This is a genomic window from Pseudomonas cavernae, assembly GCF_003595175.1.
In the GTDB taxonomy this organism is placed as follows: Bacteria; Pseudomonadota; Gammaproteobacteria; order Pseudomonadales; family Pseudomonadaceae; genus Aquipseudomonas; species Aquipseudomonas cavernae.
Genome location: NZ_CP032419.1, coordinates 3,255,474 through 3,274,764, shown reverse-complemented (window position 1 = coordinate 3,274,764; position 19,291 = coordinate 3,255,474). Strand labels below are relative to the sequence as shown.

The following is a 19,291-nucleotide window of genomic DNA, read 5'->3' as shown; positions in this document are numbered from 1 at the left end:
CGTTGCTGGCTATTGGCTGGCAATGGCGAGCTTCGCGCCACTCAGGAAGGGCGGTGTGAAGTTTCACTAGAAAAAGGAACCAGGTTTCTCATGGGCGAACTGGCCAAAGAAATTCTACCGGTCAATATCGAAGACGAGCTGAAACAGTCTTACCTCGACTACGCGATGAGCGTGATCGTCGGTCGTGCGCTGCCGGATGCGCGCGATGGTTTGAAACCGGTGCACCGGCGCGTGCTGTTCGCCATGAGCGAGCTGGGCAACGACTGGAACAAGCCCTACAAGAAGTCCGCCCGTGTGGTCGGTGACGTGATCGGTAAGTACCACCCGCACGGCGACACCGCGGTGTACGACACCATCGTGCGAATGGCCCAACCATTCTCGCTGCGTTACCTGCTGGTGGACGGTCAAGGCAACTTCGGTTCGGTGGACGGCGACAACGCCGCGGCCATGCGCTACACCGAAGTGCGCATGGCCAAGCTGGCCCATGAGCTGCTGGCCGACCTCGACAAGGAAACCGTCGACTGGGTGCCCAACTACGACGGTACCGAGCAGATCCCGGCGGTCATGCCGACCAAGATTCCCAACCTGCTGGTCAACGGTTCCAGCGGCATCGCCGTGGGTATGGCCACCAACATTCCGCCGCACAACCTGCGCGAAGTGATCGACGGCTGCCTGGCGCTGATCGACAACCCGGAGCTGACCGTCGATGAGTTGATGCAGTACATCCCCGGTCCGGATTTCCCTACCGCGGGCATCATCAACGGTCGCGCCGGCATCATCGAGGCTTATCGCACTGGCCGTGGGCGCATCTATATGCGCGCCCGTGCCGAGATCGAAGACATCGACAAGGTCGGTGGTCGCCAGCAGATCATCGTCACCGAGCTGCCCTATCAGCTGAACAAGGCGCGGCTGATCGAGAAGATCGCCGAGCTGGTTAAGGAGAAGAAGCTCGAAGGTATCACCGAACTGCGCGACGAGTCGGACAAGGACGGCATGCGCGTGGTCATCGAGCTGCGCCGTGGCGAAGTAGGCGAGGTGGTGCTCAACAACCTCTATGCCCAAACCCAGATGCAGAGTGTGTTCGGCATCAACGTGGTGGCTCTGGTCGATGGCCAGCCGCGCACCCTGAACCTCAAGGACATGCTCGAGGTCTTCGTCCGTCACCGCCGCGAAGTGGTGACTCGGCGGACCGTCTACGAGTTGCGCAAGGCCCGCGAGCGTGGCCACATCCTCGAAGGTCAGGCCGTCGCGCTGTCCAACATCGATCCGGTGATCGAGCTGATCAAGACCTCGCCGACGCCGGCCGAGGCCAAGGAACGCCTGATCGCCACCGCCTGGGAATCCAGCGCCGTGGAGTCCATGGTCGAGCGCGCCGGGGCTGAAGCCTGCCGCCCGGAGGACCTCGATCCGCAATTCGGCCTGCGTGAAGGCAAGTACTACCTGTCGCCCGATCAGGCCCAGGCGATCCTCGAGCTGCGTCTGCACCGCCTGACTGGTCTGGAGCACGAGAAGCTGCTGACCGAGTACCAGGAGATCCTCACCCAGATCGGCGAGCTGATCCGCATCCTGACCAACCCGTTGCGTCTGATGGAGGTCATCCGCGAGGAGCTGGAGCAGGTCAAGGCTGACTTCGGTGATGATCGTCGTACCGAGATCGTCGCCTCCCAGGTCGACCTGACCATCGCCGATCTGATCACCGAAGAAGAGCGCGTGGTCACCATTTCCCATGGTGGCTACGCCAAGTCCCAGCCGCTGGCGGCCTATCAGGCCCAGCGTCGGGGTGGCAAAGGCAAGTCGGCCACCGGGGTGAAGGACGAGGACTACATCGAGCACCTGCTGGTCGCCAACAGCCACGCCACGCTGTTGCTGTTCTCCAGCAAGGGCAAGGTCTACTGGCTGCGCACCTTCGAGATTCCGGAAGCCTCGCGTACCGCGCGTGGTCGCCCGATGGTCAATCTGCTGCCGCTAGACGAGGGCGAGCGCATCACCGCGATGCTGCAGGTGGATCTGGAAGCCTTGCGCCAGCAGGCGCTGGAAGGCGAAGAGCAGGATGATATTGAGGGTGTATTGGTCGAGCAGGACGAAGTCGAGGATCTGGCTGACGACGAAGACGGCGACGAGGCTGAAGGCGCAGAAGATAAGGATGAGACTACCGGCGCCTATATCTTCATGGCCACTGCTAACGGCACCGTGAAGAAGACTCCGCTGGTGCAGTTCAGCAAGCCGCGCAGCTCCGGTCTGATCGCGCTGCGGCTGGAAGAGGGCGACACCCTGATCGCTGCCGCCGTGACTGACGGTGCCCGTGAAGTGATGATGTTCTCCGATGGCGGCAAGGTTATCCGCTTCAAGGAGAGCAAGGTGCGCACCATGGGGCGTACTGCCCGTGGCGTGCGCGGCATGCGTCTGGCCGAGGGGCAACACATCATCTCCATGCTGATTCCCGAGCAGGGCGCACAGATTCTCACGGCGTCCGAACGCGGTTACGGCAAGCGCACGGCCATGGACGAGTTCCCCAAGCGCGGGCGCGGCGGCCAGGGCGTGATCGCCATGGTCAGCAACGAACGTAACGGCAGGCTGGTCGGCGCCATCCAGGTGCTGGACGGTGAAGAAATCATGCTGATTTCCGACCAGGGCACCCTGGTGCGCACCCGCGTCGACGAGGTTTCCAGCCTGTCGCGCAACACTCAGGGCGTGACCCTGATCAAGCTGGCCAGCGATGAAACCCTGGTCGGCCTGGAGCGTGTGCAGGAGCCGTCGGAAGTCGAGGGCGACGATCTGGAAGGCGACGAGAGCCGCGAAGCCGGCGAGGTCGCGGTGGAAGTGGTGCCCGAGGTTCCGGCTGGCGAGGAGTAAGGGTAGGGCGGATCACGCTCCGCGCGATCCGCAGTGGCAGGCAATAGCGGCGAATGACGCAGTGTCGTTCGCCTTACCTTAGTGAGAGTGGATGTGAGCAAGCGAGCCTATAACTTCTGCGCCGGCCCGGCCGCGCTTCCCGAAGCCGTTCTGCAACGCGCCCAGGCGGAACTCCTCGACTGGCAGGGCAAAGGCCTGTCGGTGATGGAGATGAGCCATCGCAGCGACGAGTACGTGGCGATAGCCGAAAAGGCCGAGCAGGATCTGCGCGACTTGCTGTCCATTCCCTCCAACTACAAGGTGCTGTTCCTGCAGGGCGGCGCCAGCCAGCAGTTCGCCGAGATTCCGCTCAACCTGCTGCCGGAAGGCGGCGTGGCCGACTACATCGACACCGGCATCTGGTCGAAGAAGAGCCTCGAAGAGGCGCGGCGCTTCGGCAGCGTCAATGTCGCTGCCAGTGCCAAGGGCTCCGACTACTTCGCCATCCCGGCGCAGAATGAGTGGCAATTGTCGAAAGACGCGGCCTACCTGCACTACGCCAGCAACGAGACCATCGGCGGCCTGCAGTTTGACTGGATACCCGAGGTTGGCGACGTGCCGCTGGTAGTGGATATGTCCTCGGACATCCTCTCGCGCCCGGTCGACGTGTCGAAGTTCGGCCTGATCTACGCCGGCGCACAGAAGAATATCGGCCCATCCGGGTTGGTCGTGGTCATCGTCCGTGAAGACCTGCTCGGCCGTGCTCGCTCCAGCTGCCCGACCATGCTCAACTACAAGGTCGCCGCCGACCACGGCTCGATGTACAACACCCCGGCGACCTTCTCCTGGTACCTCGCCGGCCTGGTGTTTGAGTGGCTGAAGGAGCAGGGCGGCGTGGCCGCCATGGAGCAGCGCAACCGCGCCAAGCAGGAGCTGCTGTACAAGGCCATCGATAGCAGCAGGCTATACAGCAACCCGATCGCAGTGAGTGCCCGCTCCTGGATGAACGTGCCGTTCCGCCTCGCCGACGAGCGCCTGGACAAACCGTTCCTGGTCGGTGCCGAGGCGCGTGGCCTGCTTAATCTCAAGGGGCATCGTTCGGTCGGCGGTATGCGTGCTTCGATCTATAACGCGGTCGGTCTCGACGCCGTGGAAGCCCTGGTGGCCTACATGGCTGAGTTCGAGAAGGAGCACGGCTGATGTCCGAGCTGGAACTCAAAGCCCTGCGCGTGCGCATCGACAGCCTCGACGAGCAGATCCTCGGTCTGATCAGCGAGCGCGCCCGCTGCGCGCAGGAAGTGGCGCGGGTCAAGATGAAGACCCTGGGCGAAGGCGAGACGCCGGTGTTCTACCGTCCCGAGCGTGAAGCCTGGGTGCTCAAGCACATCATGGAGCTGAACAAGGGGCCGTTGGGCAATGAGGAAATGGCCCGTTTGTTCCGCGAGATCATGTCGTCTTGCCTAGCCCTGGAGCAGCCGCTCAAGGTCGCCTATCTCGGTCCTGAAGGCACCTTCACCCAGGCCGCCGCACTCAAGCATTTTGGCCATGCGGTGATCAGCACGCCAATGGCGGCGATCGACGAGGTGTTCCGCGAGGTCGCCGCCGGCGCGGTGAACTTCGGCGTGGTGCCGGTGGAAAACTCCACCGAGGGGGCGGTCAACCACACCCTCGACAGCTTCCTCGAGCACGACATGGTCATTTGCGGCGAAGTCGAGTTGCGTATTCACCACCACCTGCTGGTCGGCGATACCACCAAGACCGACCGCATCACCCGCATCTATTCCCATGCCCAGTCGCTAGCACAGTGCCGCAAGTGGCTGGACTCGCATTATCCAAACGTCGAGCGCGTGGCGGTTTCCAGCAACGCCGATGCGGCCAAGCGAGTGAAAAGCGAGTGGAACTCGGCGGCGATTGCCGGCGATATGGCGGCGAATCTCTATGGATTGACCAAGCTCTTCGAGAAAATCGAGGACCGCCCGGACAATTCCACGCGCTTCCTCATCATCGGCAGCCAGGAAGTACCACCGACCGGCGACGACAAGACCTCGGTCATCGTCTCCATGCGCAACAAGCCGGGTGCGCTGCATGAGCTATTGGTACCGTTCCATACCAATGGCATCGACCTCACCCGCATCGAGACCCGCCCGTCGCGCAGTGGCAAGTGGACCTATGTGTTCTTTATCGACTTCGTCGGCCATCACCGTGACCCGCTGATCAAGGATGTGCTGGAGAAGATCAATCAGGAAGCCGTGGCACTGAAGGTGCTGGGCTCCTATCCGAAGGCGGTTCTCTGAGCCCCAGCGATTCCCAAGGAGCGCCCATGAGTTGCGACTTCCTCGCCCGTGCAGTGCCGGGCGTGCAAAAACTTTCGCCCTACGTGCCGGGCAAGCCGGTCGATGAGTTGGCCCGCGAGCTAAATCTCGATCCGGTCGGCATCGTCAAACTGGCCAGTAACGAAAACCCGCTGGGCCCCAGCCCGAAAGCGCTGGAGGCGATCCGCGCGGAGCTGGCCGAGCTGACCCGCTACCCGGACGGCAACGGTTTTGAGCTGAAGCGCAAGCTGGCCGCACGTTGTGGTGTGCAGCCGGCGCAGGTGACTCTGGGCAATGGCTCCAATGACATCCTCGATCTGGTTGCTCGCGCCTTCCTGGCGCCAGGGCTGAACGCGGTGTTCAGCCAGTACGCCTTTGCCGTCTATCCGATCGCCACTCAGGCGGTAGGTGCCGAAGGCAAGGTGGTGCCGGCCCAGGGCTACGGTCATGACCTCGAAGCCATGCTGGCCGCAATCGACGCCAACACCCGTGTGGTGTTCATCGCCAACCCCAACAACCCGACCGGCACCTGGTTCGGCCCGCAGGCGCTGGCCGAGTTTCTCGCACGAGTGCCGGGCAATGTGCTGGTGGTGCTGGATGAGGCCTATATCGAGTATGCCGAAGGCGACGAATTGCCGGATGGCCTGAATTACCTGGCGCAATACCCGAATCTGCTGGTCTCGCGTACCTTCTCCAAGGCCTATGGCTTGGCTTCGCTGCGGGTCGGCTATGGCGTGTCCTCGGCGCAGGTCGCCGATGTGCTCAACCGTGTGCGTCAGCCGTTCAATGTCAACAGCCTGGCTCTGGCGGCTGCCTGTGCAGCGCTGGATGATGCCGACTATCTGGCCGCCAGCCGGCGCGTCAACGATGCCGGCATGGCGCAGCTGGAGCAGGGTTTCCGCGCCCTGGGACTGAGCTGGATTCCCTCGCGCGGCAACTTCATCGCCGTGGATTTCGGTCGTGATGCGGCGCCGATCAACCGGGCGCTGCTGCAAGATGGCGTGATCGTGCGTCCGGTGGCTGGCTATGGCATGCCTACCTTCCTGCGCGTGTCCATCGGCACCGAGCAGGAAAACGCACGCTTCCTGACGGCGCTAACCAAGGTGCTCGCTCGTGGCTGAGGTCATGCCATTGCAATCGGATGCGCCTATCTTCGGCCGTCTGGTGGTCGTCGGGCTGGGCCTGATTGGTGGCTCGTTTGCCAAGGGATTGCGCGCCAAGCATCTATTCCGTGAGGTGGTCGGCGTTGATCTGGACGCCGAGTCGCGGCGTCTGGCCGTCGAGCTGGGGGTGGTGGATCGCTGCGAAACCGACCTGGCGGCCGCCTGTCGTGGTGCCGATGTGATCCAGCTGGCAGTGCCTATTCTGGCCATGGAGAAGCTGTTGGCGCAGCTAGCCAAGCTGGAGCTGGGCGATGCGGTGCTCACCGATGTTGGCAGCGCCAAGGGTAGTGTGGTGTGCGCCGCGCGCCAGGCGTTCAACGGCATGCCGGCGCGTTTCGTGCCTGGGCATCCGATTGCGGGTTCCGAGCAGAGCGGCGTGGAGGCGGCCAAGACCACGCTGTTCCGTCGTCACAAGGTGATTCTCACACCGCTGGAGGAAACCGATTCGGCGGCCTTGGTGCTGGTCGACCGGCTCTGGCGTGAACTGGGTGCGGATGTCGAGCACATGCAGGTCGAGCATCATGATCAGGTGCTGGCGGCCACCAGTCATCTGCCGCATTTGCTGGCCTTCACCCTGGTGGACTCGCTGGCCCAGCGCAGCGAGAACCTGGAGATTTTTCGTTACGCCGCCGGTGGTTTCCGTGACTTCACGCGGATTGCCGGCAGCGATCCGGTGATGTGGCACGACATCTTCCTCGCCAATCGCGAGGCTGTGCTGCGTACCTTGGATACGTTTCGCGATGACCTCGACGCCCTGCGCGACGCGGTCGACGTAGGGGACGGGCATCAACTGCTGGGCGTGTTCACCCGCGCCCGGGTGGCCCGCGAGCATTTCAGCAAAATCCTGGCCCGTCGGGCCTATGTGGACGCCATGCACTCGAACGACCTGATTTACCTCGCCAATCCCGGTGGCAGCCTGTCCGGGCGCATTCGCGTGCCCGGCGACAAATCCATCTCCCACCGCTCGATCATGCTCGGCTCACTGGCCGAAGGCACTACCGAGGTGGAGGGCTTCCTCGAGGGCGAGGATGCTTTGGCAACGCTGCAGGCGTTTCGTGACATGGGCGTGGTCATCGAAGGCCCGCACCATGGTCGGGTGACCATTCATGGTGTCGGTCTGCACGGCCTGAAGTCGCCTCCGGGGCCGCTCTACTTGGGCAACTCCGGTACCTCGATGCGCCTGCTGTCCGGCCTGCTCGCCGCGCAACCGTTCGACACCACCCTGACCGGTGATGCGTCGCTGTCCAAGCGGCCCATGAACCGCGTGGCCAAACCGCTGCGTGAGATGGGCGCGGTGATCGAGACCGGTCCGGAGGGGCGTCCGCCGCTGCAGATCAAGGGCGGCCAACGCCTGGCTGGCATGAACTACGAAATGCCGATGGCCAGCGCCCAGGTGAAATCCTGTCTGCTGCTTGCCGGTCTGTATGCTGTCGGGGAAACCGCGGTCACCGAACCGGCGCCGACCCGTGATCACACCGAGCGCATGCTGCGTGGCTTTGGCTACCCGGTGGCGGTAAATGGTAATACCGCGATCGTCGAGTCTGGCCATAAGCTGACCGCTAGCCATATCGAAGTGCCGGCGGATATTTCTTCCGCCGCCTTCTTCCTGGTCGCGGCGAGCATTGCCGAAGGTTCCGAGTTGCTGCTCGAGCATGTCGGCATCAACCCGACGCGCACCGGTGTGATTGACATCCTCAAGCTGATGGGCGCCGATATCAGTTTGGAGAACCAGCGCGAAGTCGGCGGTGAGCCGGTCGCGGATATCCGCGTGCGCAGTGCCAAGCTGAAAGGCATCGACATTCCGGAAGACCTCGTACCGCTGGCCATTGACGAGTTTCCGGTGCTGTTCGTAGCCGCCGCCTGCGCCGAAGGGCGCACGGTGCTGCGTGACGCCGAGGAGTTGCGGGTCAAGGAGTCCGATCGCATTCAGGTTATGGCTGATGGTCTGCAGTCCCTAGGGGTCAAGGCCGAACCGACTCCAGATGGCATCATCATTGACGGCGGGTCGATCGGTGGTGGCGAAGTCTATAGTCATGGCGATCACCGTATTGCCATGTCCTTCAGCGTTGCCTCGCTGCGCGCCACTGCGCCAATCCGTATTCATGACTGTGCCAACGTGGCGACGTCTTTCCCGAACTTCCTTGGGCTGGCTGCTCAGGTTGGCATTCGTGTCGCCGAGGAGAGCAAGTGATGAGTACCCAGGCTCCAGTCATTGCCATCGACGGTCCCAGTGGTTCTGGAAAAGGCACTGTTGCCGGTTTATTGGCGAAACGACTGGGCTGGAGGCTGTTGGATTCGGGCGCGCTATATCGGTTGTTGGCCTTTGCGGCGCGCAATCATGGCGTCGATCTCACCAACGAAGAGGCTTTGAAGGTCCTGGCAGCTCATCTGGATGTGCAGTTTATCGCTGCCGCCAATGGTCAGCCGCAGCGCATCATCCTTGAAGGTGACGATGTTTCCGACGCCATTCGCAATGAACAGGTCGGTGCCGGCGCTTCGCAGGTCGCGGCGCTGTCGGCTGTGCGCGAGGCCCTGCTGCAGCGCCAGCGCGCCTTTCTCGAGGCGCCGGGCCTGGTGGCCGATGGTCGCGACATGGGCACGGTGGTCTTTCCCGATGCGCCGCTGAAGATATTTCTCACCGCCAGCGCCGAAGAGCGTGCCCGCCGTCGTTATCTGCAGTTGAAGGGCAGGGGGGATGATGTTAATCTCGCGAGTCTGCTCGACGAGATTCGTGAGCGCGACGAGCGTGATACTCAACGCGCGGTCGCTCCTCTCAAGCCGGCTCCCGATGCAATCCTGCTGGATTCCACCGAGTTGTCGATCGAGCAGGTGCTGGAACGCATCTTGAGTGAAGTCGCTGATCGCGACCTCGCGGGATGACTAAGGAGGCGTACGGGAAACCAGTCATAGTCCCGGCGGTCTTCTATTACTTAACGAACCCACATTGTCTGGGATGTGGAAGATGGACGGATTCTCGTCCTTGATCAATTCAGGAATCAACATGAGCGAAAGCTTTGCAGAACTTTTTGAAGAAAGCCTAAAAACCCTCGATATGCAGCCGGGTGCGATCATCACCGGTATCGTTGTCGACATCGATGGTGACTGGGTTACTGTCCATGCAGGTCTGAAATCCGAAGGCGTCATCCCGCTCGAGCAGTTCTACAACGAACAAGGCGAGCTGACCATCAAGGTTGGTGATGAAGTCCACGTTGCGCTGGACGCGGTTGAAGATGGTTTCGGTGAAACCAAACTGTCCCGTGAAAAAGCCAAGCGTGCAGAAAGCTGGATTGTTCTGGAAGCTGCTTTCGCCGCTGAAGAAGTGGTCAAGGGCATTATCAACGGCAAGGTCAAAGGTGGCTTCACCGTTGACGTTAATGGCATTCGCGCGTTCCTGCCAGGCTCCCTGGTCGATGTGCGTCCGGTGCGTGATACCACCCACCTGGAAGGCAAAGAGCTCGAGTTCAAAGTCATCAAACTCGATCAGAAACGCAACAACGTTGTCGTTTCCCGTCGCAGTGTGCTGGAAGCCGAGAACAGTGCCGAGCGCGAAGCTCTGCTGGAATCCCTGCAGGAAGGCCAGCAAGTCAAGGGTATTGTCAAGAACCTCACCGACTACGGCGCATTCGTGGACCTGGGCGGCGTCGATGGCCTGCTGCACATCACCGACATGGCTTGGAAGCGCATCAAGCATCCGTCGGAAATCGTCAATGTTGGCGATGAGATCGATGTGAAAGTGCTGAAGTACGATCGCGAGCGTAATCGCGTTTCCCTGGGTCTGAAGCAGCTGGGCGAAGATCCGTGGGTTGCCATCAAGGCTCGTTATCCGGAAAACACCCGCGTAACCGCGCGTGTTACCAATCTGACCGATTACGGTTGCTTCGCTGAGCTGGAAGAGGGCGTTGAAGGTCTGGTGCACGTTTCCGAGATGGATTGGACCAACAAGAACATCCATCCGTCGAAAGTCGTACAGGTTGGCGACGAAGTGGAAGTTATGGTTCTGGACATCGACGAAGAGCGTCGTCGCATCTCCCTGGGTATCAAGCAGTGCAAAACCAACCCATGGGAAGACTTCTCCGGTCGTTTCAATAAGGGTGACAAGATCTCCGGCACCATCAAGTCGATCACCGATTTCGGGATCTTCATCGGTCTGGACGGTGGCATCGATGGTCTCGTTCACCTGTCCGACATTTCTTGGAACGAGCAGGGCGAAGAAGCCGTGCGTCGCTTCAAGAAGGGCGATGAGCTGGAAACCGTCATCCTCTCCGTTGATCCGGAGCGTGAGCGCATTTCCTTGGGCATCAAGCAACTGGAAGACGATCCGTTCTCCAGCTATGTATCCCTGAACGACAAAGGCTCCATCGTTCGTGGCACTGTCAAGGAAGTCGACGCTAAGGGCGCTGTAATCAGCCTGGGCGGCGATATCGAAGCAGTGCTGAAAGCCTCCGAAATCAGCCGTGATCGCGTTGAAGACGCGCGCAACGTGCTGAAAGAAGGTGACGAAGTCGAAGCCAAAATCATCAGCGTCGACCGCAAGAGTCGCGTGATCAGCTTGTCGATCAAGTCGAAAGACGTTGAAGACGAGAAGGACGCGCTGAAAGAGCTGCGTAAGCAGGAAGTAGAAAGCACTGGTCCAACCACCATTGGTGATCTGATTCGTGCGCAAATGGAGAATCAGGGCTGATTCCTGATTGATCCATAGGAAAGGGCGACTTCGGTCGCCCTTTTTGTTTTTCAGGTTTTCTCTTGGCTCAATGTCGGGCTGTTCAAAGCTGGTCGGTCATGCTAAAACCACCCTAGAGCTGATCTAGCCGCTTGAAAAAGAAGGGAAAACTTATGACCAAGTCGGAGTTGATCGAACGAATCGTCACTCATCAGGGGCAGCTTTCGTCTAAGGATGTAGAGCTGGCTATCAAGACGATGTTGGAGCAGATGTCGCAGGCCCTCGCAACTGGGGATCGCATCGAGATCCGTGGGTTCGGTAGTTTTTCCCTTCACTTTCGTGCTCCACGGGTAGGGCGCAACCCGAAGACCGGTGAGTCCGTACGCCTGGATGGAAAATTCGTACCGCACTTCAAGCCCGGCAAGGAATTGCGTGATCGCGTCAACGAGGAGTAAAGGAGGGGGCTTGCGCCGGTTGAGTCGGGGGAGTTAAGAGCGTGTTGCTTGGTGCTGGTCTTTTATTGGTGATGTTCGGCACGCCGGTCTTCATGCTGGAAAACCGCGAACCGGTCAGTGGATGCTCTCCGGAAAGAGAGATCACCGACTGGGTTCATCTGCAACGTGGTTCAAAGTTCCAGAACTCGGAGCTTTGATAGGCGCTCAGTTGAGGCTAAGTTTGGGGCGCGGGGCAAGGATGTACCGCGGACTACCCAACCAAATGGAGCTTCAAGATGCTTAAAGGACGAGTTTCCTCCCTCCTGTTTGCCGTTTTCGCCAGCCTGTCCGTGGCTGCTGTAGCGGCTGAATCCCCTAAAAGCCAGACCAGCAAGCCTGTTGCTTCAGCGACGCAGCCAGCGAAGGAAGCTGCGGTCGAAGGCAAAGTGAATCTCAATGCTGCCGACGTCGAGACTCTTCAGCATGAGCTGATAGGCATTGGTGAGGTCAAGGCCAAGGCCATCGTCGACTATCGGGAAGCCAATGGTCCGTTCGCTTCGGTGGATGAGTTGCTGGAGGTGAAGGGTATCGGGGCGGCAACGCTGGAGAAAAATCGCGAAAAGCTGAGCATCAACTAGTCGCGAGACGCTGTGAAAAAGGCCGGTCATGACCGGCCTTTTTGCATTCTGGATCGCTAGAAAAGCAAAACCCCAGCCAATGGCTGGGGCTTATTATTTGGCTCCGCGACCTGGACTCGAACCAGGGACCCAATGATTAACAGTCATTTGCTCTACCGACTGAGCTATCGCGGAACAATGCTGCGTATCCTACTGATTAGGAAGGGGAAGTCAAGCTTTTGCCGACTTCCCTTTGTCGCCTTTACAGCACCTGGGCGATGGCGCTGGTAACGGCATTGAGGTTGTTGTTGTTCAGCGCGGCGACACAGATGCGGCCGGTGCTGACGGCGTAGATGCCGAACTCGTTTTTCAGGCGTTCCACCTGCGCGGCAGTCAGGCCGGAGTAGGAGAACATGCCGCGCTGGCGGGCGACGAAGCTGAAGTCGCGTTTGGTCCCCTGGCTGGCGAGCTGTTCGACCATGGCCATGCGCATGCTGCGGATGCGCTCGCGCATCTCGCCCAGCTCGGCTTCCCACATGGCGCGCAGTTCCGGACTGTTGAGCACGGAGGCGACAACGGTGGCGCCGTGGGTCGGTGGGTTGGAGTAGTTGGTGCGGATGACGCGTTTGACTTGCGACAACACACGACTCGCTTCTTCCTTCGAGTCGGTGACGATAGACAGTGCGCCAACACGTTCGCCATACAGTGAGAAGGACTTGGAGAACGAGCTGGAAACGAAGAAGTTCAGTCCGGACTGGGCGAACAGACGCACGGCCTCGGCATCCTGTTCGATGCCGTCACCGAAGCCTTGATAGGCGATGTCGAGGAAGGGCACATGCTCGCGTTCGCGCAGGATCTCGAGGATGGCCTTCCAGTCGTCCAGGTTGAGATCGACGCCCGTGGGGTTGTGGCAGCAGGCGTGCAGCACCACGACCGAGCGGGCCGGCAGGGCTTTCAGGTCTTCCAGCAGGCCGGCACGGTTCACGCCATTGCTGGCGGCGTCGTAGTAGCGGTAGTTCTGCACCGGGAAGCCGGCGGACTCGAACAGCGCGCGGTGGTTTTCCCAGCTCGGGTCGCTGATGGCGACCACAGCATTGGGCAGTAGGCGCTTGAGGAAGTCGGCGCCGGTCTTCAGTGCGCCGGTGCCGCCCACGGCCTGGGTGGTGACCACGCGGCCTTCGCTCAGCAGGGCGGAGTCGGCACCGAACAGCAGTTTTTGCACGGCGCTGTCATAGGCGGCGATGCCTTCGATTGGCAGGTAGCCGCGCGGCGCATGGGCTTCGATGCGCGCCTTCTCGGCTTCGGCGACGGCGCGCAGCAGCGGAATTCGGCCTTCTTCGTTGTAATAGACCCCGACGCCAAGGTTGACCTTAGTGGCGCGGGTGTCGGCGTTGAACGCTTCGTTGAGACCGAGGATGGGGTCACGCGGAGCCATTTCGACGGCAGAGAACAAACTCATGGGGCGGGAGCTCGAAGAAGAGAAGTGGAAGGCTTAGCAACCCTTCAGCTACTGGCGCTAGGGGGTTGCGCGAACGGCCGGTAGTATAGCGGTCAAGGTTGCGTGCGGCGATATCGCCGCATGCATTTCACCGGGTTTGACGCAGGCCTTTAAGTAGCGTCACAGCCGTTTGTCGAGGTTAGACATGTCCCAGTTTCAACTCGTCACCCGCTTCAAGCCGGCCGGCGATCAGCCGGAGGCCATCCGGCTGATGGTGGAGGGTTTGGAGGCCGGGCTGTCGCACCAGACCCTGCTCGGTGTGACGGGCTCCGGCAAGACCTTCAGCATCGCCAACGTGATCGCCCAGGTGCAGCGCCCGACGCTGGTGCTGGCGCCGAACAAGACCCTGGCCGCGCAGCTGTATGGCGAGTTCAAGAGCTTCTTCCCGCATAGCGCGGTGGAGTACTTCGTCTCCTATTACGATTATTACCAGCCCGAGGCCTACGTACCGTCCTCCGACACCTTCATCGAGAAGGACGCCTCGATCAACGACCACATCGAGCAGATGCGCCTGTCGGCAACCAAGGCGCTGCTGGAGCGGCCGGACGCGATCATCGTCACCACCGTCTCGTGCATCTACGGTTTGGGCGATCCCGAGTCGTACCTGAAGATGGTGTTGCACCTCGATCGAGGCGACAAGCTGGACCAGCGCGCGCTGCTGCGTCGTCTCGCCGATCTGCAATACACTCGCAACGACATGGAGTTCGCCCGTGCGACCTTTCGCGTGCGCGGCGATGTGATCGACGTCTTTCCGGCGGAATCCGACCTCGAGGCGATCCGCGTCGAGCTGTTCGACGACGAAATCGAGAGCATCGCCGCCTTCGACCCGCTCACCGGTGAGGTCCTGCGCAAACTGCCGCGCTACACCCTGTATCCCAAGAGCCACTACGTCACGCCGCGGGAGAAACTGCTGGAGGCGGTGGACAATATCAAGCTGGAACTGGTGGAGCGCCTGGAGTACCTGCGCGCCAACAACAAGTTGGTCGAGGCGCAGCGCCTGGAGCAGCGCACCCGCTTCGATCTGGAGATGATCCTCGAACTGGGCTATTGCAACGGCATCGAAAACTACTCGCGCTATCTCTCCGGTCGCGGCCCGGGCGAACCGCCGCCGACTCTGTACGACTACTTGCCGGCCGATTCCTTGCTGGTGATCGACGAATCCCACGTCAGCGTGCCGCAGGTCGGCGCCATGTTCAAAGGCGACCGCTCGCGCAAGGAAACCCTGGTGGAATACGGTTTCCGCCTGCCCTCGGCGCTGGACAACCGGCCGCTGCGCTTCGACGAATGGGAGGCGATCAGCCCGCAGACCATCTTCGTTTCCGCCACCCCGGGGCCCTACGAGGCCGAACATGCCGGGCGGGTGATCGAGCAGGTGGTGCGGCCCACGGGCCTGGTCGACCCGGCGGTGGAGGTGCGTCCGGCCAGCACCCAGGTCGACGACCTGCTGTCGGAAATCCACAAGCGCGTGGCGGTCGAGGAGCGGGTGCTGGTCACCACCCTGACCAAGCGCATGGCCGAGGACCTGACCGATTACTTGGCCGACCACGGTGTGCGGGTGCGCTATCTGCACTCGGATATCGATACCGTCGAGCGGGTCGAGATCATCCGCGATCTGCGCATCGGCGCCTTCGATGTGCTGGTCGGCATCAACCTGCTGCGCGAGGGCTTGGACATGCCCGAGGTGTCGCTGGTGGCGATTCTCGATGCCGACAAGGAAGGCTTCCTGCGCTCCGAGCGCTCGCTGATTCAGACCATCGGCCGCGCCGCGCGCAACCTCAACGGCCGGGCGATTCTCTATGCCGATCGGATGACCGGCTCGATGGAGCGGGCAATCGGCGAGACCGAGCGGCGCCGACACAAGCAGGAGGCCTTCAACGAAGCCCACGGCATCGTGCCGAAAGGGGTGAAGAAGGATGTGCAGGACATCCTCGAAGGCGCCCATGTGCCAGGTTCGCGCAGCAGCAAGCGCAAGGGCATGGCCAAGGCGGCGGAAGAAAGTGCGCGTTACGAAAGCGAATTGCGCTCGCCGAGCGAGATCGCCAAGCGCATCCGTCAACTGGAAGAGAAGATGTTCCAACTGGCGCGCGACCTCGAGTTCGAGGCCGCCGCGCAGTTGCGGGATGAGATCCACAAGCTGCGCGAGCGGCTGCTGCAGGTGTAGGGGCCTGTTTTCAACGCCGCCTGAGCAAGTGCGTAGCTATTGAGCAGGCTCTCAGCGCCTGCCGAAGATAATCAGCGTCACCCCCGCCAGAGTCGCCAGGCAGGCGAGCAGGGCGGACAGGCTCAGGGTTTCGTTCAGCAGCAGATAGCCGAGCAGCAGGGCGACCAGCGGGTTGACGAAGGCGAAGGTCGACACCAGGCTCGGGCGCACTTCGCGCAGCAGCCAGAAATATGCCGGGTAGACGCCGAGACTAACCGGCAGCACGAGATAGGCCAGCCATAGCCAGCCAGGTCCGGACAGACTGTGCAGCTGCACGCCCTGCCAGTCGCCGTGCCAGAGCCCGAACAGCCCCAGCAGTACAGCGCCGATCAGCATTTGCAGGCTCAGCCCCAGCGATCTAGAGGCGAAGGGCGGGCGTCGGCTTATCCACCAGGCGCCGATCGCCCACAGCAGCGTGGCGGCCACCACCAGGCTGCCGGCGAACCATTGCTGGCCCGTGGCCGCGGTGCCCAGGCCCTTGTTCATCAGTAGCACGATGCCCGCGCAGGCCAGGGCCAGACCGCACAGCACCCAGAGCGGCGGGCGGTCGCCGAGCAGCCACTCCAGCGCCACGCTCCACAACGGCAGGGTGGTGTAGAGCATCGCCAGCAGACCGGTCGGCAGGTACTGATTGGCATACAGCAGGGCGCCCTGACCGATGCTGATCAGCAGCAAACTGCCGATCACGGCGCTGCCCCAGTCGCTGCGTTGCAACTGGGCCCGGCCGCTGACCAGGGCCCAGGCGAGTGCGAGGCCGCCGGCGAAGGCGAAGCGCAGCGTGGCGATGGCAAAAGGCGGCAGCTCGCGCAGGAGGAAATGGTTGGCCAGGTAGGTGGTACCCCAGCCGATATAGATGGCGGCGAAGGCAGCGATGATCAGCAGCGAGCGGGTGCGGGCGGCGGTAACAGTCATGTCGGGCCTGAAACGAAACCTGCCGGGCGGGCCGGCAGGTGATTAGTGAGCAGCGGCGCTGTCTTGCATGCCTGCCGGAAGCGCGCGGGTCAGCAGCACCGCCAGCATGCTGATGCCGAGCACGATGCCAACCAAATGGAAGGCGTCATTGTAGGCCATGATCATCGCCTGCTGGTGCACGGTTTCGCTCAGCTTGCCCAGGGCGGCCTGCTCGCTGCCGAGCTTTTCCGTGAGCAGCGCCAGGCGCTCGGCGACTTGCGGATTGCTCGGCACCAGCGCTTCGCGCAGGTAATCGAAATACACCTTGGCGCGGCTATCCAGCAGGGTGGCGAGCAGGGCGATGCCGATGGCGCCGCCGAGGTTGCGCAGCACGTTGAACAGGCTGGAGGCCGATCCGGCATCCTCCGGCAGCAGGTAGGCAGTGGCGATCATCGAGATGGTCACCATCACCATCGGCTGCCCGAGGGCGCGAATCAGCTGGATCTGGTTGAACTGCGGCCCGGCGAAGTCCAGGTTGAGGACCCCGGAGGCGAAACTGGCGAGGCCGAACAGGCCAAATCCGAGAGCGCAAAGAAGCTTGGGCGAAACCAGCTTCATCAGCTTGGGAATCAACGGAATGATGAACAGCTGCGGAACGCCCATCCACATGATCACTTCGCCGATCTGCAGCGCGTTGTAATTCTGGATCTGCGCGAGATACAGCGGCAGCAAATAGATCGAGCCGTACAGGCCCATGCCCAGGCCGAGGCTGGAAATGCTCGACAGACCGAAATTGCGGTCGCGCAGGATGCGCAGATTGATCAGCGGGGCGGGTTTGGAGAGCTGCACGATGACGAAGGTGATCAGGCTGACCAGGGCGATGCCGCCGAGGCCGACGATCAGTTGCGATTCCAGCCAGTCCTTGCGGTGGCCTTCCTCGAGGAATACCTGCAGGCAGCCGAGGCCGATGCCGAGGGTGGCGATGCCGGCGTAGTCGGTGTTTTTCAGCAGCTCCCAGTGCGACGGTTTTTTCTCCAGGCCGTAGAGCAGCCCGGCGATCAGCAGCAGGCCGGGGGGCACGTTGATGTAGAAGATGTATTCCCAGCCCCAGTTTTCCGTCAGCCAGCCGCCCAGGGTCGGGCCGATGGACGGCGCGAAGGTGGCGGTCATGGCGAACATTGCCATGCCCTTGGCACGGTGGTGGTCGGGCAGCTTGATTAGCGTCAGAGTGAAGGCCAGCGGGATCAGCGCGCCGCCGGTGAAGCCTTGCAGGGCGCGGAACACGATCATGCTCTCTAGGCTCCAGGCCATCGAGCAGAGCAGCGAGGAGACGATGAAGCCAGCCGACACCCAGGTCGCGAGACGGCGCACCGAGAGCAGCTGCACCAGCCAGGCGGCCATCGGGATCATGATGATCTCGGCCACCAGATAGGAGGTGGAGATCCACGAGCCTTCCTCCAGGGTGGCCGACAGCGCGCCCTGGATGTCCTTCAGCGACGAGTTGGTGATCTGGATATCGAGGATCGCCATGAAGGCGCCGAGCATCATGCTCATCACCGCGATCCAGTCGCGGCGGCTGGGCTCGGCGGTGGGGCGGATCAGCGCATCAGCCGCCATGGCTGGACGAGCCGAGCGCGACCTTGACGGTCACTGACATGCCCGGACGGATCTTGCCCTGCAGCGGGTTGTCGGCGGCGAAGGTGAGCTTCACCGGAATGCGCTGTACCACCTTGGTGAAGTTGCCGGTGGCATTGTCCGGTGGCAGCAGGCTGAACTGTGCACCGGAGGCGGCGAACAGGCTGTCGACCCGGGCTTCGATGGGGGTGTCGGGGTAGGCGTCGAACTCCAGCTCGGCTTTCTGGCCGGGCTGCATCTTGCCGATCTGGGTTTCCTTGAAGTTGGCCTGCACCCAGATGTCCTGGTCCGGTACCAGCGACAACAGGTAGGCGCCGGCCTGCACATACTGGCCGTTACGGGCGGCGCGTTGGCCGACTATGCCGCTGATCGGGGCGCGAATCTCGGTGCGCGCCAGGTTCAGCTCGGCCTGCGCGAGCTCCGCGCGGGCATTGGCGATCTGCGCATCCAGGCGCTTGATCTCGGCGTTGAGAGTATCGACCTGCTGGCGCTGAGCGCTCAGGTCGGCTTCGGCCTTGGTCACCTGCGAGCGCGCCACACGGCTGTCGGCGGTCAGCGTGGTGACCCGTTCTTCCGAGACGTAGCCCGGCTTGCGCAGGGTCTGCGCGCGCGACAGGTCGATCTGCGTGCGCCCCAGGGTGGCTTGGCTGGCGGCGACATCGGCCCGGCTGGCGGCGATCATGCTGGCCTGCTGGGTCAGCTTGCTCTGTGCCTGGGCGAGTTCCGCCTCGCGGGTGGCCAGGGTGGCGCGGGCGCGCTCGACGGCGAGCTTGAAGTCGTCGGCCTCCAGCACCACCAGCAATTCGCCTTTCTCCACGTGCTGGTTGTCTTCGACCCGTACCTGGTCGATGCGCGCACCGAGCTGGCTGGACAGGCGGGTGATCTCTCCCTGCACATAGGCGTTGTCGGTGGATTCGACGAAACGCCCAATCAGCCACCAGTGGGCAAAGAAAGCAGCAACGACCAGACCGGCAAGGGCGAGGAAAATAAACAGGCGACGTTGGAGTTTGGCGGGCATGCGGAGGCTCTAAGGGCAGGCGAAACTGTAA

The 19,291-nt window shown here is 62.0% G+C and carries 15 protein-coding genes and 1 tRNA gene; 11 read left to right on the top strand and 5 right to left on the bottom strand.

Features of this window, described 5'->3' with window-relative positions; all coding sequences use genetic code 11:
• Nucleotides 1-90 precede the first annotated feature (90 nt).
• The 10 genes from gyrA (at nucleotide 91) to D3880_RS14835 (ending at nucleotide 12,039) form a co-directional block, all read left to right on the top strand.
• Nucleotides 91-2,853, top strand: coding sequence for a DNA gyrase subunit A (gene gyrA / locus D3880_RS14875; RefSeq protein ID WP_119894215.1), 2,763 nt, complete (start codon nucleotides 91-93; stop codon nucleotides 2,851-2,853).
• A gap of 93 nt (nucleotides 2,854-2,946) precedes the next feature.
• Nucleotides 2,947-4,032 (top strand): 3-phosphoserine/phosphohydroxythreonine transaminase, encoded by a 1,086-nt coding sequence (gene serC, locus D3880_RS14870; protein ID WP_119894214.1) that lies wholly within the window; start codon nucleotides 2,947-2,949, stop codon nucleotides 4,030-4,032.
• A complete protein-coding gene (pheA, locus tag D3880_RS14865) occupies nucleotides 4,032-5,126 on the top strand; it encodes a prephenate dehydratase (RefSeq protein WP_119894213.1) in 1,095 nt (364 codons plus the stop codon). The genes serC and pheA overlap by 1 nt, the downstream gene beginning before the upstream one ends.
• A 26-nt stretch (nucleotides 5,127-5,152) precedes the next feature.
• Nucleotides 5,153-6,265 carry a histidinol-phosphate transaminase gene (gene hisC, locus D3880_RS14860; RefSeq protein ID WP_119894212.1) on the top strand — a complete coding sequence of 371 codons (1,113 nt, stop codon included), beginning with the start codon at nucleotides 5,153-5,155 and terminating at the stop codon, nucleotides 6,263-6,265.
• A 4-nt stretch (nucleotides 6,266-6,269) separates the two neighbouring features.
• Entirely contained in the window at nucleotides 6,270-8,498 is a 2,229-nt protein-coding gene (locus tag D3880_RS14855) for a bifunctional prephenate dehydrogenase/3-phosphoshikimate 1-carboxyvinyltransferase (protein WP_420800832.1), read from the top strand.
• A complete protein-coding gene (gene cmk / locus D3880_RS14850) occupies nucleotides 8,498-9,187 on the top strand; it encodes a (d)CMP kinase (RefSeq protein WP_119894210.1) in 690 nt (229 codons plus the stop codon). Before D3880_RS14855 ends, cmk begins: the two co-directional genes overlap by 1 nt.
• 121 nt (nucleotides 9,188-9,308) lie before the next feature.
• Complete coding sequence (rpsA, locus tag D3880_RS14845) at nucleotides 9,309-10,988, top strand: 30S ribosomal protein S1 (RefSeq protein ID WP_119894209.1); 1,680 nt, start codon at nucleotides 9,309-9,311, stop codon at nucleotides 10,986-10,988.
• 152 nt (nucleotides 10,989-11,140) lie between these two features.
• Nucleotides 11,141-11,422 carry an integration host factor subunit beta gene (gene ihfB, locus D3880_RS14840; RefSeq protein WP_119894208.1) on the top strand — a complete coding sequence of 94 codons (282 nt, stop codon included), beginning with the start codon at nucleotides 11,141-11,143 and terminating at the stop codon, nucleotides 11,420-11,422.
• 41 nt (nucleotides 11,423-11,463) lie between these two features.
• Nucleotides 11,464-11,619, top strand: a complete 156-nt coding sequence (locus D3880_RS22785; RefSeq protein WP_162935006.1) for a hypothetical protein — start codon at nucleotides 11,464-11,466, stop codon at nucleotides 11,617-11,619.
• 78 nt (nucleotides 11,620-11,697) lie between these two features.
• On the top strand, nucleotides 11,698-12,039 hold the full coding sequence (locus tag D3880_RS14835) for a ComEA family DNA-binding protein (RefSeq protein WP_119894207.1): 342 nt from the start codon (nucleotides 11,698-11,700) through the stop codon (nucleotides 12,037-12,039).
• A 98-nt stretch (nucleotides 12,040-12,137) separates the two neighbouring features.
• On the opposite strand, the gene D3880_RS14830 is transcribed toward D3880_RS14835, so the two are convergent.
• Nucleotides 12,138-12,213: transfer RNA gene (locus tag D3880_RS14830), tRNA-Asn, on the bottom strand.
• Nucleotides 12,214-12,280: 67 nt separating this feature from the next.
• Nucleotides 12,281-13,477, bottom strand: coding sequence for an amino acid aminotransferase (locus tag D3880_RS14825; RefSeq protein WP_119894206.1), 1,197 nt, complete (start codon nucleotides 13,475-13,477; stop codon nucleotides 12,281-12,283).
• 184 nt (nucleotides 13,478-13,661) lie between these two features.
• Here D3880_RS14825 and uvrB point away from each other — a divergent pair, with 184 nt between their 5' ends.
• The gene (gene uvrB / locus D3880_RS14820; protein WP_119894205.1) at nucleotides 13,662-15,677 is read left to right on the top strand and encodes an excinuclease ABC subunit UvrB; all 2,016 of its coding nucleotides are present in this window, start codon (nucleotides 13,662-13,664) and stop codon (nucleotides 15,675-15,677) included.
• 51 nt (nucleotides 15,678-15,728) lie between these two features.
• Here uvrB and D3880_RS14815 read toward each other — a convergent pair whose 3' ends face one another.
• From D3880_RS14815 to D3880_RS14805, 3 genes are read right to left on the bottom strand one after another with little or no spacing between them, the layout of a single operon-like run.
• Nucleotides 15,729-16,628, bottom strand: coding sequence for an EamA family transporter (locus tag D3880_RS14815; protein ID WP_119894204.1), 900 nt, complete (start codon nucleotides 16,626-16,628; stop codon nucleotides 15,729-15,731).
• A gap of 42 nt (nucleotides 16,629-16,670) precedes the next feature.
• A complete protein-coding gene (locus tag D3880_RS14810; protein WP_119894203.1) occupies nucleotides 16,671-18,224 on the bottom strand; it encodes an MDR family MFS transporter in 1,554 nt (517 codons plus the stop codon).
• Complete coding sequence (locus tag D3880_RS14805; RefSeq protein ID WP_119894202.1) at nucleotides 18,214-19,260, bottom strand: HlyD family secretion protein; 1,047 nt, start codon at nucleotides 19,258-19,260, stop codon at nucleotides 18,214-18,216. The genes D3880_RS14810 and D3880_RS14805 overlap by 11 nt, the downstream gene beginning before the upstream one ends.
• Nucleotides 19,261-19,291 lie beyond the last annotated feature (31 nt).

Coding starts and splice junctions, on each gene's coding strand:
- gyrA (WP_119894215.1), top strand. CDS start 91: ATGGGCGAACTGGCCAAAGAAATTCTACCGGTCAATATCGAAGACGAG.
- pheA (WP_119894213.1), top strand. CDS start 4,032: ATGTCCGAGCTGGAACTCAAAGCCCTGCGCGTGCGCATCGACAGCCTC.
- hisC (WP_119894212.1), top strand. CDS start 5,153: ATGAGTTGCGACTTCCTCGCCCGTGCAGTGCCGGGCGTGCAAAAACTT.
- D3880_RS14855 (WP_420800832.1), top strand. CDS start 6,270: ATGCCATTGCAATCGGATGCGCCTATCTTCGGCCGTCTGGTGGTCGTC.
- cmk (WP_119894210.1), top strand. CDS start 8,498: ATGAGTACCCAGGCTCCAGTCATTGCCATCGACGGTCCCAGTGGTTCT.
- rpsA (WP_119894209.1), top strand. CDS start 9,309: ATGAGCGAAAGCTTTGCAGAACTTTTTGAAGAAAGCCTAAAAACCCTC.
- ihfB (WP_119894208.1), top strand. CDS start 11,141: ATGACCAAGTCGGAGTTGATCGAACGAATCGTCACTCATCAGGGGCAG.
- D3880_RS14835 (WP_119894207.1), top strand. CDS start 11,698: ATGCTTAAAGGACGAGTTTCCTCCCTCCTGTTTGCCGTTTTCGCCAGC.
- D3880_RS14825 (WP_119894206.1), bottom strand. CDS start 13,477: ATGAGTTTGTTCTCTGCCGTCGAAATGGCTCCGCGTGACCCCATCCTC.
- uvrB (WP_119894205.1), top strand. CDS start 13,662: ATGTCCCAGTTTCAACTCGTCACCCGCTTCAAGCCGGCCGGCGATCAG.
- D3880_RS14815 (WP_119894204.1), bottom strand. CDS start 16,628: ATGACTGTTACCGCCGCCCGCACCCGCTCGCTGCTGATCATCGCTGCC.
- D3880_RS14810 (WP_119894203.1), bottom strand. CDS start 18,224: ATGGCGGCTGATGCGCTGATCCGCCCCACCGCCGAGCCCAGCCGCCGC.
- D3880_RS14805 (WP_119894202.1), bottom strand. CDS start 19,260: ATGCCCGCCAAACTCCAACGTCGCCTGTTTATTTTCCTCGCCCTTGCC.